Origin of the sequence: Arthrobacter sp. NPDC092385 (assembly GCF_044755105.1) — a bacterium.
GTDB lineage: Bacteria > Actinomycetota > Actinomycetes > Actinomycetales > Micrococcaceae > Arthrobacter_D.
The window spans coordinates 187,436-203,563 of sequence record NZ_JBIVQL010000007.1; the positions used below are offsets into that span (position 1 = coordinate 187,436).

The following is a 16,128-nucleotide window of genomic DNA, read 5'->3' on the forward strand; positions in this document are numbered from 1 at the left end:
GTCAGTCCCCCGGACACATCATAACTACAGGCCCAGCTGAGGCTACCAATGCTCCAGAGCTGCGCCCTGGGACTCGGCTTCGTTGAGAGGCCTTTGTTCTTGTGCGGTGGGTCTGCGTTCCCAGAACCCCAGCATCGGTCGAACACCTCGGCTAACGTCCAGTGCGCTCTGTAGGCCGGTAGACCGAATAACACGGAAGGGCACGTCACACATACGATCGGAGCATGAGTGATGCATTCATCTACTGCCGGATTAGCCAGGACCGTTCCGGCGAGGGCCTCGGTGTGCAGCGGCAGGAGGAAGACTGTCGGCACCTCGCTGCCAGCCTCGGGCTGAACGTGACCCGCGTCTACGTGGATAATGACATCTCAGCGTATGGGCGCTCGAAGCGCCCCGAGTACCAGTCAATGCTCCGCGCTCTCGCGCAGCGGCCGGGGATGGCGGTGATCGCTTGGCACGCCGACCGCCTGCACCGCAGCATCATTGAGCTTGAGAACTATATCGAGGTCTGCGAAGCCACTGGCGCCACTACCTACACCGTGAAGGCTGGCCAATTTGATCTCGCCACCAGTTCTGGCCGGATGATAGCGAGGATGCTCGGGTCTGCCGCTCGATATGAGTCCGACCTAAAGGGCGAACGCATTCGGCGGTCCATCGAGCAGAACGCTCGGGCTGGGAAGTGGACGGGCGGAGCCCGTCCGTTCGGCTGGGTGTTCGTCGATGGGAAGCCGGTTCTCGACCCGGCTGAGAGTGAGATCGTTGTCGAGATCTTCCATCATGTTCTCAGAGGCGGAAGCCTCGGGTCGAAGGTGACGGCCCTCAATGATCTCGGTATTGCAACTTCGATGGGGAACAGGTGGAGCTATGCGACGGTGCGTCAGCTCTTGCTCCGGCCTCGGAACGCGGGGCTCGCGGAGTGGAATGGGGAGATTGTCGGCGTGTCAGAGTTCCCTGCCATCGTCGGCGAAGACGTGTGGCGGGCAGTGTGCTCGATATTGAAAGACCCAAGCCGCCGCAGGTCGCAGACGAATAAGGCGAAGTACCTACTGGCAGGAATCGCCACCTGTCCGTGCGGTTCGGTCGTGCGCTCCGGGCTCACTACGCTGCGGGATGGGACGAAGCATCGGCACTATCGCTGCAAAGAGTCCGGGGCTGGGCACGTCGGTAAGCGGATCTCGTTCGTCGATGACGTGGTGAACCGCTGGGCGATTGCGTGGAGGGAGATAATGTCCGCTGCCGAGAGTTCGCCTGTCGTCGAGGTGGACACTTCCCCCCTCGAAATCGAGATGGTCGCCCTTCGCCGTCGCTTGGATGATGTCGCCCTCCAAGCCGCAGACGGTGACATCACGCCGTCGCAGTTCCGTCTGTTCTCTCGCCGCATCCAGGACAATCTGCTCCGCTTGGAGGGCGAGATGGTGGCGGCGAGGTCGCAGCCTGCCCCGCCCCCTGCGGTCATTCCGACGCTCAGTTCATCGGTCAGTAAAAAGCACGCGGATGAGTGGTTCGCGCTACCGCTCGATGATCGGCGTGACTGGGTCCGGAAGACGCTCGATGTCACCCTACTCCCGCACGGCAAGGGCAGTACGAAGGTTTTCAACCCGGCGACGGTGCGTGTGCTGCCGAAGGGCAGCACCATCCCGCGCACGCTAGAGGAGCAGAACACTGCTCGGCGTCGGGCGGGACTGAGTGAGATCTAGGAATAGTCCTCACTGCTGTAGCCAGTGGTGACAGGACGCCCCGCAGGGCGTCCCTGCTGCCGGTGTACCGTCGAGCCATGCTAGGTCGCCGTTCATGAGTGGCGACTGCGCGCTCGCCGTCCGGCTGTCGCAACTCACGCCCTGAAGCCCACCAGCTGTTCTCTCGCTGTGCTGTCGAGCACGGCCTTGATGGTGCTGGCGTACCACTTCGCGCCGCCCTGCGAGGTCGGTACGGCGTCGGCGTTCAGCTCTCCTGCGATCTTCGCCATGCTGAGCCCGGCGGCTCGAGCCGCCTTGATCCGCTCCACTACTTCAGCCGGAAGCTGGCGCTTCCGCCCGAGGTGCTTCGTCTTGCCGAGTTCGGTCATCGCGTCCTTCGTCCGCTTGCCGATGAACTTCCGCTCGATCTCTGCGAAGTTCAGCGCCATGTTGAACATGCCGGCTCCCATGATGGTTGCCGTATCCACGCCGAGGTCGAGACAGATGATGCGCCACCCCTGTCGGGTCGAGTCGGCGAGGATGCGTGTGCCGTCTTCCATGTTGCGGCTGAGCCTGTCGAGCTTGGAGACCATCAGTCCGGCGTAATTCCCTGCCTTCAGGTCGGCGAGGGTGGCTACCATCAGCGGTCGCTTGGACACGCTGGCCGCGCTGACTGCCAGCTCGGTGACGATGGTCAGCTCATATCCCATGCGTGCGGCTTCAGCCTTCAGCTCGGCTACCTGCACTTCGGGGCTGATGTCCTGCTTGTCGGTGGAGACGCGGACGTAGCCGACGATGCGGAGCGGGGTGTCTGCGGTGGTCATGACTAGAACGTACACCATCGGAACCCTTGCTGTATGACCAAGTGCCTTCCACCACTTCCAGACCGAACGAGATCACTTCAAGACCTACATCGCGGGCTCTACCCAACGTTGATGTATACGCGGATGATCCGGCCGTCGTGCATCTCGCCGTAGACGGGATAGACACCATCTCCCCAAGCAGTAGAGAAGGCAACCCCTGCCCCTGCGTGGCCCAACCTGTAAGCCAGGTCGCCGTAGCCGGTTGTCAGCGTGGTTTCCATGACCCCTCGATAGGAGTACGGCCGAAGTCTTTGATCATCGCCATCAACCCTATCTCGATCTAATGGTTGTTCGCTGGTGATCTTTGCGAGCATCTCGTCATCAACGGCGAGATCATGCTGCCACTCCTGATCGATGTAGCAGGGATCAGTGATCATGAGTTGCCCGCTGTCAACCCCCACCTCGCCCAACCGGACAACTTTGATCTGACCGACCTGCGGAAGCATTGACGCCGGGGACTCTACTTCGTTCTCCACATCTTCTTCGTCCCCTGCGTACTCTTCTTCTTCAAGAGCGAGCATGAGACTGAAGCCGCGTGACCTTGATAGATCGGCTTCCAGGTTGGCTTTCTCGCGTTCAAGAAGCGTGAGAGCCTCTTCATGTCGACCCTTGTCCTCGGCCAGACGGGAAATCTCACTCTCCCGGGTTTGGATACGTTCGCTCAGCATGCGCTCCATGAACTCGGGTGAGCGCTTCTCTAGCTCCTGCGCCTTGTCCCGCCACATGTCCCGGTTCTTCTCGACGCTCGAGATTGCTGCATCCTTGACTGCGACAGCAGACTTCAAGTTGTCGACGTAGAGCTTCCATATGACAGCACCGCCGACTAGTGCGCCGACATTGACCAGTAGCTGTACGACGTCCACTGCTGATGTAAGCCACGGTGGCATTGATCCCCTCTTCCTGGTGCGGTAGTTGACCAGAGAACGAATCATATCCACGCACGCCGGGCAGCCGTTTACAGAAGAGGTGGTCGGAGGATCCCCGTCTCACTGAAGGGGTGGGGGTGGACCCCCACTGACGCCTGCCGTGGCCCGGAGGTAGATAGCGCCTCTTGTGGCGTACGGGTCCCAGACTGTTTCCTGGGCCGCCTGTCATGGCCGGCGTTTGCGTTTAGCCCATGATGAGGGGGAAGGCGCCCGCGGAGCGGTGCGCCTGTCATGTGCTGACAATGGCTGCCATTGCTACTGGTGAGAGACGGCACAGGACACTTTGCCCAGCACCCGCACCCTCAGATGTCCCGCTGGGCCGTCCCTCATGATCAGCAACGCCAGCAGACATGTCAAAGTCGCCGAGCACGTGCGCGGTTTTCCAGTGCGGCCGCGAAGCGCGCCGCGCGAGCATGTGAACGGGCTACCTGAGCCTGGGCGTCAGCAACACATGACGTCGCGGCGTCTGTCAGCTGACCTGCGTGGATGAGCTAGCCCGAAGCGGAGAGCGTGGTGCTCGAGACACGTGCCCTGCATATGAGTGGGTGAGTTCGACGGAGGCGGAGGCCGAAGGCCGGGAGCCGAAGTCGAAGAGGGCCTCATTGCTGGAAAGGATTTGAGAAGAAAGCGCGGGGCGGAGCCCCGCCTACCTGGGAGATAAGCTACTTGCCGCGTACATGGATTAACACGTCAGCGTGTCTCTGGACTACGCCTTCGGCTTCGTCCAGAACGTCTGAAGCGGTGGCCGGTTGACGTACGCTCTTCCCCTCGGTAGCCCGTTGCCGCTCTTCCCCTCGGTAGCCCGTTGCCAGTGATCTATATAGGGAGACAAAACCTGTACCCCGCTTAGAACGGCGGCAGGCCGGGCGACTCGACGAACGGGATGAAGCCGTGGTCGACGTTGCTCGGAAAGATCGCAGCGAGCGCGTGCAGTCCCGGGTCCTCGTTGGGTTGCCGCAGCCCCGGCCAGACAAGCCAGTGATCGGATGTCCGGCGCATCTCCGGTGGGTAGTCGTAAGAAATAAGGAAGCCCTTTTCCCGAGCCTCCGCCCAGTGGCGCTGCACCGTGCGCGCATCTACGCCAGTTCCCTTTGCGATTCGGACGCGACTGATGCAGGTCCACCCGGAGTCGTCAACGAAGTCCAACATGAACGACAGCGTGATGACTGCCTTCTTCATGCCGGAAGCATGCAGCTTGCTGGCCATGAGTCCTCGGTCGAACCGTTGGACCGAACCGGCCCTATCCCCACGCAGGCAGATCGGAGTTCGCTTCAATGCTGGAGCATGCGGCAAGGTAGTCCCTATTCAGTTGTAGGTAGAGGCGTCAGGGTTTGACGAGATGCAAAGCCGGCTCTAGGAGCGCCAGCAATGGACTCATGCCTCCGTGGAGACCGGGCTAACTCGAGTAGTTGAACCTCAGCGTCGATTGCGCGTCGCATCATATCACATTGGCTACGCCAGGAGGTCGCGCCTGGGACGGCTATGGAGTGGCGCAGCGCAGACCTGAGGCTTGGCGGGCAACTCGGCGGATTCGCAATCGGCCCCGGGGATCCGATGAGTAGGGCACGCCTACCCACATCGAAGCTCTAAACCAATGGAGAGGTCCCCGAAGACCCGACTACCGCCTTGCCTAGCCGACGTCACGCCCTGCTTCTCGGAGAATCCTTAGCAATCTTGGTCGCCAGTCAGCCACGGTGACAGTGCCGGCGACGTCGCGCCGCTGAGATCTGCGATGACGACTTCGGCATCACGGAGGTACTCAAAAATTTGCATAGGTATCTCTCCGGACTCGCTAATCTTGTCCGACCGAATCGCCTTCAGGCCGAACTGGTCGCAGGCGGGCTGAAAGACCTCTTCCCACATTTGAAGGCTCTCTTCGTACCGCATACGTCCTTCAGTGCCGGGCGCCTCAAGCTTGCTGCCGATAGGGCTGACGATGAAGCAACGCTGACCGTCGCCCAAACTGTGATCGTCGGAGGGTTGGTGCGATTCCAATGGTGGTCCCTCAGTGAAGATGCGAGAGGGGGCTGTGGTGAGGGCCTCCTGGATGAGATGGCCCTCACCGAAGCTGTTGCTAGGCGTCCTCGTCCTTCGCGGGGTGCCATTCGAGCGGAGTCGAATCAAGATCGATGTTTGGCTCACTTGCCGCAGTGCTCGTGACGTGGAAGGGAGGGCCGGCACGGTACTCGCCGCCGTCCTCTGGAAGAACCGAAATCTCTTCCTCGGAGTTCAGCGTCTGGCCGTGTCGCGGCCCATTCAAGAATGTGTAGTTGTTCGTCATGAAGACGACATTACAGGCCACCACACCTAGTTGCTCCGGGAAATCGCCTAGCAGGCCGCAGATCACGTGCTCCCTGTAGCTCGCGCATGAGTAATGCCGGGAAGTACGGCGGATGGGGCACTCTGTCCTCGGCTACCCTTCCCTCCCTCGCTTGTCAGAGGCGCCGTGTAACCTCCGAAATCACAACTACCAGCGACGGTACGAGTAACGAACAGACGCGGTGGAGGAGGAGCAGACCCTTATGACCAGAGGCCAAGCTGTTGCGCCGGAAGGTGAGAGACTCGTCGATCTTCGACCAGACCTTGCAGCAATGGCTGTGCGAAACCTAACAAGGCCAGAAGTGGATCCGCGTCTAGTGTCCATCGCGTCCAACATGCGGGTGCTTTGGCAGTGTGACTGTGGGGAGGAGTTCGAGGCGTTCGTGGGAGCAGCCGCCAAGCTAGAGCGCTTCATTTGCCGTATCTGCCGCTACGGCGTCGACGACGCAAGGCTTTTGGAGGAGTTCGTTGAGAACCTCAGCCAACCTGGCACCGCGTTATCGAGGAGTTTGCGTACGAGCCCGGATGTCTGCCTCTGGAAGTGCAGTGAGTGCGGCGCAGACTGGGAGCAATCGATCGACAAGCGGGCCAGCCGGAGACGTTGGAATTGTCCGCACTGCGCAAAGCAGCGTGGTGCTGCAACCAGGAAGGCATCGCAGCCGGATCGAAGCGAAGCTTATTGGGACGAGAGATTCCGCCTGCTGGAGGCTCATGCGCAGAGGACCGGGAGCGCCAACATTCCGAACGACCACGTAGTAGGTGAAGTTGCACTCGGTGCCTGGGTTCAGTCGCAGCGGGATCACCGTGACCGCTTGAGTCCTTCCTGCACACAACTGCTCGAGAGCTTACCGGGGTGGGCATGGCAACGAACCACGAGAGGGCTCCTCAAGCTGGCTGACGCTCGTCCTGACCTAGCTGGGCAATGGCACCCGTCCAATGACCGCACCCCCAGCGAGGTCTCCGTCGGGTCCAGTTACCTTGCACGTTGGCGCGGCTGCACGGTGGACCCGCGGCATGAGTGGACGAGCATGGTGCGGTGGCGGGTGAAGTCACCGTTGATAGAGAATCCCTGCCTGATATGTTCCGGGTGGCAGGTCATGCCCGGGGTAAGCGATCTGGTCACAACTCACCCCGAAATCGCCGCTCAGTGGCATCCCGGCCTCAACGATCGGGCCGCGAGCTCGATCGGTCATGGGTCCGCATACCGAGCTTGGTGGACGAACTGCCCGAAGGACCCACGGCATGTGTGGCAGGCCGCAGTGGAAAACCGCACGAAGGCCGGCAGTGGCTGCACCGTGTGCTTGGGCAAGACTCTTATGCCAGGCATCAATGACCTAGCAACATTGGAACCTGAAATCGCCGCTCAGTGGCATTCCACTCTGAATCACAAGCTCCCTTCTGCCTACACGCGACACTCGAACGCTGTCGTGTACTGGCGCTGCAAGGAGGGTCATGTATGGCGAAGTTCGATCGCCACCCGCCAGAAGTCGGGCTGCGCCGTGTGCAGCAACAGAAAACTCCTGTCTGGCTACAACGACCTCGCTACCCTGCGCCCAGACGTAGCCGAGGACTGGGATACGTCGCGGAATGAGAAACGCCCTCATGAGGTTTTGGTCGGAAGCCACTACCGGGCTTCCTGGATCTGTCAGCTGGGGCACACTTGGGAAGCGATGGTAGTGACGCGCACGTCTGCTCGAGGATCAGGGTGTCCTGCGTGCGCTTGGAGGACGACCTCCCCGGAAAAGGCGCTACAAGTCGTACTCGAAAGCCTGGCTCCGTCTCTGACGTTGTCAGCTGATGCCAATCTCTTAGGACTGCGCTGGGAACAGAGCAATGTTCGCATGAAGGTCGATATCGCCGGTGTGCTGACGGTCGATCAGAGCTTCCCAGTCGCCGTGGAGTACGACGGCAGCTACTATCACCACGACAAGGTGAGCACACGGCGCGACATCGAGAAGACGATCGCACTTCTGAACGCAGGCTACGTCGTAATCCGCGTGCGGGAACAAACCCGGAAGGACAAGCTACTCAAGCTTCCCCTTCAGCATCCACGACTGCTTCAACTCACCCACGTTCTCGAGCATAAAAACCCGGTAGGACCCGAAGACCTCACTTCCTTGGCGGAAGAAATTGAGGTATGGATTCGACAGGGGAAGGAGAGCTTTGTCGAGGAGCGACACAATCTGACACCCGTGGTTCTCCTCGAAGCTGAGGGCTCCGATGACCCGGCACCCTCCCGAACCCGCAGGAAGGGCCTAGGACGTAGCGGGCGGACAGCAGCATGGATGTCCGCTCTCGATAAGCTCGCCGCCTACGTCGAAGCCAATGAATCCGCCCTTGTCCCGCAACGATACGTGACCGACGACGGCTTCTGGCTGGGGTCCTGGGTAAAGCGCCAACGTGGAAAAGTAAGTGAGCTTCAGGCTGACCAGATAAGCCTTCTGGAAGGAATGCCCGGGTGGAGTTGGTTGGATGCTCGCCCAGCCCCAGATGGGGGTGACAGAGAAAACCCCACGTAGTCCGTGTTACCCGATGAGAGCGTTCGTTCGGTACTGGATTAGTCCGGATCGTTCAGGTGAAGGGCTCGGCGTCCAGATAGTTTAGGCGGATTCGGGCGATAACCAACTGCTTGTGTCGTGCGCACCCAGTAGGGGGGTGTCCCAGATCGACGCGCGCCGTGGCCCGGAGGTAGTTAGCGTGTCTTGCCACGTACGGGTCTCAGACTGTTTCCTGGGCCGTCTGTCACGGCCGGCGTTTGCGTTCAGCCCATGATGACGGGGAAGGCGCCCGCGGAGCAGGGTGCCCATCGTGTTGAGAATGGCCGCTGTAGCCACTGATGAGAGACGGCCTGAGACACCATGCCCGGTACCCACGCCCTCAGACGCCCTGATAGGCCGTCCCTCATCACTCGCTACACCAGTGAAGGGGGCTGACGCCCCCTGTCGTCGCTGCCTACTGAGCTGATGCCCTGGCCGTGCGTCGAGCAGACAGTTCGCGCTGCGCTTCCGACAGCGCGTTGTCCATCATCGAGTTGAGCGACAGGTCCATCACGTAGGTAGTGCCGTCGACGTCGAAGCTCATGTCAGAAGGTCCGATGCGGATCGGAGACCGCGGGTTGCCGTTCCGGTAGTTGAAGCCGGAACCGTAGGCGGTGGTGTGAGTCAGAGAATGGACGTTGCTGAGGTGACGCTTGGCTACGGGCTCGAGCGCCAGCTCGAGCGGCTCCATGAAATCGGCGATCTTTTGCACGAGGTCTGCGACCCTCGCCGAGTAGGCCTCGCGGGAAAGGATCTGCCCGCTCGAGATGCGCTCGAGCAGCTCGTCAGTGTGGGCCTGGCGGATCGCTGCCTCAAAGCTGGGGAGTGTCGCAGCGTAGGCGTCTGCGAGCGCGGCGAGACGGTCAGCGGCGGGGCCTGCCTTGACAAGTTCCTCGACGTTCACCGTGGAGTCGCCGGCACGTAGCCGGCCTTCCAGTGTGGCGGCCGCGGAGCGGGCCGCGTCAGCCTGCCTGCGAGCTTCAGCTGCCTGAGCCTGGGCGTCGTCACGACGAGCGATCGCGGCGTCGACGAGCTGGCCTGCAGAGGAAAGGGTGGTGCTGGGCATGGGTGTCCTTCGTGTAGGTGGTGAGGGTCGACGGAGGCGGAGGCCGAAGGCCGGGAGCCGACGTCGGGAGGGTGAAGCATGGCCGGAAAGGAGCCGAGGAGGGGAAGGCACGGGGTGGAGCCCCGCACGCCTGGGAGATGAGCTAGTCATCGCGTAGACGTGTTGCCGAGTAGCTGCGTCTACACGTTTACGTGTCTCTGGGCTACGCCTTCGGCTTCGTCCAGACCGTCTGAAACTCCGAAGCCTTGACCTGCTGAAGCGGCATCTCGGTGTAGGTTTTCTGCCCCCCCCCCCTTACCCCCCACCTTAGTTCTAGTGCGGACCTTTCTAGGAGGCACGGGAGGAGGCTCACAGGAGGTCGTTCAGATGTACCCCACGAGGTTGCTGCAAAGGGCCATTCAGTAGGCCATCGAAGGACCCGAGTGATCCACAGACCGCTAGTTGCGCCGATTCTTCACACTGTTGACCCGAGGGTCTGGTGAGATGGCTCCCTTCGGGAACCCGATCCACTCTGGCGTAGTGACCATGCCGCCAACGCTGAATACGAACCAACCCTGTCCGGCGTAGAACACAAGGGTCAGGTATCTCCCTCCTGCTGTGTAGTAGCCCGTGGGCGTCTCGCGCAGCCGCTCTGCCTCAGACGGGATCAGCCGGACATAGGCAATCTGCGGCGTCCGGTACCACGTATGAGCAGCGAGGCCGTAGTCGGCCAGATCATTTCGCAACAGTTCGATGAGGTCAGGAGTGGTTGCCTTCCAGCTTGGAGCACCTTCAGCAAGGAATGGTTGAAGATCTCTGAGAGTGGGAGGCGAGCCGTCCTGGCGAAGGACATTGAGAAAGCTGATCGCTACGCCCATAGGGTTCAACCAGTTCGTCAGGTCCCCAATCTGCCGGGTGCCCTCTTCTTCGGTCAGTGGTGGGTCGACAACGAGCTGCGTCATCTCGATGAGCTTGCCATCGAAGTTTCTCCGCCATCGAACGGCCCGAGAGTCATCGAAGTCGATACGAGCCGCAGGCTCGTCAGGTACTGCTCCCACTCCACTGTCGAGAGCACTCAGGCCGGAGGAAATGTCCCACTCGCGATGTCTTCTAGGAGGAAGAACTGGGATGGGCGTCGGAACCGCAAGTGGCCCAACCTGCACCAGCGGGTCGCCTACTCCAATGATGACGTGGACGTCGAAGACCGGCTCGTTACTCTCATTGGCGACGATGACCTTACTTCGGCGAAGGTAGTGGGTACTGCTGGCATCCGGGACATACTCGACTTCCACCCAAGCCGATACGAGGGAGGCAACTCCAACTCGCTCCTGCTCCAACGAGCGCCCGCGCTCGTCCTCAAGAGCCCCTTCTGCGCGTCTCGCGCGCACACCCTCGCTGATCGCCAGCCCCACGGCGACAAAAGTCGCTAGGACCGTGCCGATGGCAGAGGCCGCGTCCCACCAGTCCGCACCCCACAACATCTACTTGCCCGGCAGCATCGTCAGCTCGCGGGAGGAGTGCCCGTGATCTTTCATCGGTTAGAGAAGAGCCGCTGTGCGGCTCTCCGTTCCATCGGGCGCGTATGTGATTGACGACCCGTCAGGGCGCTGAAGTGTCACACTGATGTCGTGCACCTCTGCGTACTTCTGGAGCGGAAGAAGTAATTGGTGGCCCACCTTCGGAGTGCCTTCTGGGAGAACGACTGAGACCCCCGAGCCGCTTTCATGCCAACGAATTTTGTTCAGGTCTAGATGCCAGGCCACGAGATTTGCAACCTCGTTCCCGTGGTCCGCGTCCTCCACTAAGTTTGAGCCCTTGACGAGTCCCTGCAGACGAGCAACATCTCGCTGCAGGGACCGAACAGTCGTGAGGACTTCCTCAAGAAGGTCTTTGTCCTCGCGACGGACCTGTGGAAGAGATTCTTCACTGGGAGCGCCTGAAATGGCGATCTCCAACTCGGGCCAGTGAGCGTTGAAAGTGACGTCGAGCGTCCCATCGCTTAGGGAATCATCGAGCACGCGATTCAGCGACCGCACGAGGGCGAGAACAGCATCTCGATCAGAAGCAGAGGAGTTCTGAAATTGCTTCAGGGGCCCCTTCACATCGGCATCCGATAAGCCCACCAGGAGGGGCGCGACGCGTGAGTCCGTTAGCGATCGGCCGAGAGCCCCCGCCTCGAAGTTGATCCAAGGCGAGTCTTGGTTGGAGCGCGTTACGACGACGATGCCGTACTTGCTTGCTTCCAATTCCGCGGCGATCTTCGTGAGCCCGCGGTCGCCTTTGTCGATGTCGTGGGAGGAGACGAATGGCTTGACCTTGTTGTCCAGGACCTTAGGCAACCAGACCCTCAGTGCGATCGCTACGTGCTGCGCTTCCTTACCTGACCAACTGATAAAAACCTGCAAAGCTGACCTTCCCCCAAACCCGAGCGGCGTTCCGCCGATCTGATCATCGTAACGGCGCGTGCGCCCCAACGCGGATCTCTAGTTGTGTCGACCACGTTCGCTGGCCGACGAGGGGTTCTGCAGTGTGCGTCTGCCATGTCGGGGAAGCCACTGTTCAAGGCGATCAACATGTCCAGGCTCTCGGCCTCGCGGACCTCGCCGACGATCAGCCTGTCCGGCCGCATCCGCAGCGCCTCCTTGACGAGACGCCGCAGCGGTATCTCCCCGTGCCCCTCGAGGTTGGGCTGTCGGCACTGGAGGCCCACGACATCGCGAAGCGGTAGCTGGAGCTCGAAGATCTCCTCGACCGTGATGACCCTCTCCCGGGGACCGATCGACGCACCCAGGCAATTGAGCAGTGTCGTCTTCCCTGCCTGCGTGGCACCGGAGACCAGGATGTTGAGGCCGCTTGCGACTGCTGCCCCCAGGAACCTGGCCGACTGCGGCGACAGCGTCCCCAGTTCCACGAGGTGTTCGAGCCGCGAGGCACGGGCGATGAACTTCCTGATGTTCACCGACCAGTGCCTCCGTGTCACGTCCGGAATCACCACGTGCAGACGGGATCCGTCGGGCAGGGAAGCGTCGACGAACGGGGAGGAGAGATCGAGGCGGCGTCCCGACGATTTCAGCATCTTCTCGACGAGGTCCCGCACCTGGTGGTCCGTGAGCGACAACGCCGTGAGCTCCGATTCACCGTGCCGGGCGATATACACCTCGGATGGGGCGTTGATCCAGATCTCCTCGACCGTGGGATCGTCCAGGAAGGGCTGCAGTGCTCCGAAGCCGGCGACTGCGTCGTAGATCTGCTTGCGCGCGATGTCGAGTCGTCCGAGCGGTGGGAGGACCCCGAGCACGGAGCGTTCCTCATAGTCGGCGACAGCGTCGTTCACGAGGAGCTGCACCTCGGCGATCTGCTGCGCAGGGTCCAGTCCGCGCCGGCGGATGAGCTCCCGCACTTCGCCCTCGACCAAGCGCACACCATCCATAGATATCCCCCATATATCTGCACGGCTCCACTGACGTGATGAGCGGGCCGCCTAAGCTCCCGCCGCCACTCACCCTACTGGGGGCATTCCGCCTCTGCTAGGGCCTACGGCGTATGTGGGCAACTACTTCGCTCAAGGATCAACAGCCGTCCAGAAGCCGACACGCCGGGAGGAATGCATCGACTTCCGCAGGTTTTACCTAAGATTCTTCCTTCACTTTGGAAACGTTCGTCACAGCAGTAACAGATATGTAGTCTTCTCGGGATTCACTCACCTGGCTGACGCCCGGATTCCGCTGGAGAAACCCGTGACCTTGCCCTCCCCCGCCCGGCTCCTGTGCGCCGCATTACTGTCCTTCGGTCTGATGGGCAGTGCGGTACCCGCAGTAGCTACGGACGCCGTACCGGCGCCTTCACCCTCCGCAACGGCGACCCCGGCTGCCCCCTCCACAACGTCGCTGCCCAGCACGACGGATGGCGCACCGGCTGCGGAGTCGGCAACGACCGCTCCCATCGAACCGGCTCCCGGTAACGGAGGCACCCCGAAGGCGTCAGACCCTCAAGAATCTGATGCCGCGCCCACGACGGCCAGTGCCGAACCGGGAAACCAGGAGGAGATCACATCCTTCGTTCCGGACCTCACGTGGAATCCGCTCAACGACCCGAACTCCAACGCCCGATACGGCGAACACTTCGCGCAGCCCCTGACCCCCATGAAGGCGGCCTCACCCCTGGGCCTCGACGGCAGCGCTGGTACAGCGGCAATCGCCCCGCGGACCGGAGAATTCAAGGTCACCCTCGTCACGGTGCAACTGTCGGGAAAGACAGTTGCCGATACCGACGCGATCAACATGACGGCCGCTCGCAATTCGATCACGAGTGCGAACAGCTACTGGAATTCAGCGTCCGCAGGACGGCTGAAATTCACGAAGGTGAATGAGTTCCGTCATGTATCCGCAGCGAAGATCACGGACTCGTACGGCACGATCATGGCAACCGTCACCCGCGAGCTGAACTGGCAGTACCGCTCGTATGAATCCCTGGTCATCTTCGTGCCGCACGCGGACCTGAACTACAACGGCTCCTGGGGCATCCTCGGCGGCGGTTTCACCGACAGCTCCACCAGCGGCCGCGTCATCATGCCGTACCCCTCGGCACTCACGAACAATGTCGTCACGCACGAGTTCGGCCATGTCCTCGGTCTGCACCATGCGAACTCACTGGCGTGTTCGAATGGACGATCGGACGTCCCGCGGTCCGGGGCATCCTGGGCGGATTCTGCCTGCTATTCGGCAGAATACAGCGATACGACCGACCTCATGGGGTACGCGCAGGTGAGCCTGCCCGTCATCAACTCGTTCCTCTGGGAGTACGGGGGGTTCGGCCGAGGTGACGAGATCCAGAACCTTGGAAAAGTGACGGATGCCAAGCAGGTATCCCTCCGACCCTGGGCGGGAATCTCGGCCGGCCGCGCAGCGAAGTTCACGGACCCTGTGAGCGGTGAAATCTATTATCTCGAATTGCGGGCTCCGGAGGGCTACGACGCCCAGTCGGCCGTCAACGGAAACCGCGGGATCAAGATCACCAAGCAGGACATCCTCGGATGGTCGGGAAATGCTTCGATCGTGCTCACTCCCAACAGCCGGGTCTCTGGTTGGGGCAATGCATCGTTGACCTGGCAGGCGGGGCAGACCTTCATCTCACACTCCGGGACGAAGATCCGCGTCGATTCGGTCAGCAATTCCGAGGCTCGAGTGACGATCGAACCCCTTCAGTCGTCGGCGAGTGTGGCGAAGCCGTTGGTGGATGCTTCTGCCGCGCGTACTCCGGCGATCGGCGGCGCCGTGTCGGCGTTGGTGTGCGGCATCAGTGGTGGTGGGTGCTACCAGAACTACCAGTACGGGCAGGTGCACTGGACGAAGGCCACCGGAGCCCACGCCACGCAGGGAGCCGTCAACACTGCCTGGGGCAGGTCCGGGTGGGAAGCAGGTGTCCTCGGGTACCCGGTCACCGACCTGGCCTGCGGACTCAAGGACAGCGGCTGTGTGCAGTCGTTCCAGGGCGGAAACATCTACTGGACCCCGGCAACCGGGGCAGCACTGACGCTCGGCGCGATAGACGGTACCTGGAGCGCGCTCGGCCGTGAACGCAGCACCCTCGGCTACCCCTTGGGCAACGAGATCTGCGGACTGACCGGCGGCGGCTGCTACCAGAACTTCCAGGGCGGCCAGATCCACTGGAGCGCATCGTCAGGAGCTTTCGCCACCTGGGGTTCCTTCAGCCGGGCCTGGGGTCAGACCGGCTGGGAAAAGGGCTCGCTGGGCTACCCCACGAGCAACGAGGCCTGCGGACTGACCGGCGGCGGCTGCTACCAGAACTTCCAGAACGGCCAAATCCACCGCTCATCCACCACCGACCCCTACGTGACGACCGGCAACCTCGCCCGCGCCTGGGCCGGCAGCGGCTGGGAACAGGGAAGACACGGTTACCCCACCAGCAACACGATCTGCGGGCTCATCGGCGGAGGATGCCTCCAAACCTTCCAGAAGGGCAACATCTACACGTCGCCGTCGACCGGAACGGCGATCACCACCGGATCGATCGACGCGACCTGGAGCGCGCTGGGCCGCGAACGAGGAAAGCTCGGCTACCCCACCGGTAACGAGGTCTGCGGGCTCACCGGCGGCGGCTGCTACCAGAACTTCCAGAACGGCCAGATCCACAAGTCCCCCACCACCGGAACCTACCCGACCTACGGCACCATCGCCTCTGCCTGGGGGAACTCCGGCTGGGAAAACGGCGTCCTGGGCTACCCCACCAGCGGCGAAATCTGCGGACTCACCGGCGGCGGCTGCTACCAGAACTTCCAGAACGGCCAGATCCACTGGTCCCCCACCACCGGAGCCTCCGCCACCCGCGGCGTGTTCAACACGGCGTGGGGCCAAACCCGCTGGGAAGCAGGAAGCCTCGGCTACCCCACGGGCAACCAGGCCTGCGGACTGACCGGCGGCGGCTGCTACCAGGACTTCCAGGGCGGCCAGATCCACTGGTCCCCCACCACCGGCGCCCACCCGACCACCGGAGCCATCGGAGCCGCCTGGCGTGCAACCGGCTGGGAGAAGGGCAGCCTCGGCTACCCCACCACCAACGAAACCTGCACCACGACCCAGACATGCACCCAAACCTTCCAGAAAGGCCGACTCAGCTGGTCACCGACCCGCGGCATCACCCGCTCCTAACCCCACCAGGCGCGAAGACGACTAGGACTTTCCACATGCACCCGTTCCCCCTGACATCCAGACTGGCAGCCGCAGCCTTCGTAGCAGTCTTCAC

The 16,128-nt window shown here is 61.9% G+C and carries 12 protein-coding genes and 1 pseudogene; 4 read left to right on the top strand and 9 right to left on the bottom strand.

Features of this window, described 5'->3' with window-relative positions:
* The first annotated feature begins 224 nt into the window (after positions 1-224).
* Entirely contained in the window at positions 225-1,697 is a 1,473-nt protein-coding gene (locus ACIQCY_RS11265; protein WP_400483974.1) for a recombinase family protein, read from the top strand.
* A 134-nt stretch (positions 1,698-1,831) separates the two neighbouring features.
* Here ACIQCY_RS11265 and ACIQCY_RS11270 read toward each other — a convergent pair whose 3' ends face one another.
* From ACIQCY_RS11270 to ACIQCY_RS11290, 5 genes are all read right to left on the bottom strand, one after another.
* Positions 1,832-2,500 carry a recombinase family protein gene (locus ACIQCY_RS11270; protein ID WP_400483975.1) on the bottom strand — a complete coding sequence of 223 codons (669 nt, stop codon included), beginning with the start codon at positions 2,498-2,500 and terminating at the stop codon, positions 1,832-1,834.
* A 98-nt stretch (positions 2,501-2,598) separates the two neighbouring features.
* Positions 2,599-3,402 carry a hypothetical protein gene (locus ACIQCY_RS11275; protein ID WP_400483976.1) on the bottom strand — a complete coding sequence of 268 codons (804 nt, stop codon included), beginning with the start codon at positions 3,400-3,402 and terminating at the stop codon, positions 2,599-2,601.
* Between the two features lie 909 nt (positions 3,403-4,311).
* Positions 4,312-4,671, bottom strand: a complete 360-nt coding sequence (locus tag ACIQCY_RS11280) for a hypothetical protein (protein ID WP_400483977.1) — start codon at positions 4,669-4,671, stop codon at positions 4,312-4,314.
* A 459-nt stretch (positions 4,672-5,130) separates the two neighbouring features.
* A complete protein-coding gene (locus ACIQCY_RS11285; protein WP_400483978.1) occupies positions 5,131-5,460 on the bottom strand; it encodes a hypothetical protein in 330 nt (109 codons plus the stop codon).
* Between the two features lie 79 nt (positions 5,461-5,539).
* Positions 5,540-5,746 carry a hypothetical protein gene (locus ACIQCY_RS11290; RefSeq protein ID WP_400483979.1) on the bottom strand — a complete coding sequence of 69 codons (207 nt, stop codon included), beginning with the start codon at positions 5,744-5,746 and terminating at the stop codon, positions 5,540-5,542.
* 373 nt (positions 5,747-6,119) lie between these two features.
* On the opposite strand from ACIQCY_RS11290, the pseudogene ACIQCY_RS11295 reads away from it, so the two are divergent.
* Positions 6,120-7,490 (top strand): annotated as a pseudogene (locus tag ACIQCY_RS11295) (zinc-ribbon domain-containing protein); the annotation flags it as partial.
* A 135-nt stretch (positions 7,491-7,625) separates the two neighbouring features.
* Complete coding sequence (locus ACIQCY_RS11300; protein WP_400484006.1) at positions 7,626-8,303, top strand: Helicase associated domain protein; 678 nt, start codon at positions 7,626-7,628, stop codon at positions 8,301-8,303.
* 433 nt (positions 8,304-8,736) lie between these two features.
* Here the strand turns inward: ACIQCY_RS11300 and ACIQCY_RS11305 are convergent, their stop codons facing one another.
* The 4 genes from ACIQCY_RS11305 to ACIQCY_RS11320 form a co-directional block, all read right to left on the bottom strand.
* The gene (locus tag ACIQCY_RS11305; protein WP_400483980.1) at positions 8,737-9,387 is read right to left on the bottom strand and encodes a hypothetical protein; all 651 of its coding nucleotides are present in this window, start codon (positions 9,385-9,387) and stop codon (positions 8,737-8,739) included.
* A 437-nt stretch (positions 9,388-9,824) separates the two neighbouring features.
* Positions 9,825-10,778: a hypothetical protein gene (locus tag ACIQCY_RS11310; RefSeq protein ID WP_400483981.1), complete on the bottom strand. Its 954-nt coding sequence runs from the start codon at positions 10,776-10,778 to the stop codon at positions 9,825-9,827.
* Between the two features lie 126 nt (positions 10,779-10,904).
* Complete coding sequence (locus tag ACIQCY_RS11315) at positions 10,905-11,705, bottom strand: hypothetical protein (RefSeq protein WP_400483982.1); 801 nt, start codon at positions 11,703-11,705, stop codon at positions 10,905-10,907.
* A 20-nt stretch (positions 11,706-11,725) separates the two neighbouring features.
* On the bottom strand, positions 11,726-12,796 hold the full coding sequence (locus ACIQCY_RS11320; protein WP_400483983.1) for a CpaF family protein: 1,071 nt from the start codon (positions 12,794-12,796) through the stop codon (positions 11,726-11,728).
* Between the two features lie 307 nt (positions 12,797-13,103).
* On the opposite strand from ACIQCY_RS11320, the gene ACIQCY_RS11325 reads away from it, so the two are divergent.
* Positions 13,104-16,034 (top strand): hypothetical protein, encoded by a 2,931-nt coding sequence (locus ACIQCY_RS11325; protein WP_400483984.1) that lies wholly within the window; start codon positions 13,104-13,106, stop codon positions 16,032-16,034.
* Positions 16,035-16,128: the final 94 nt, after the last annotated feature.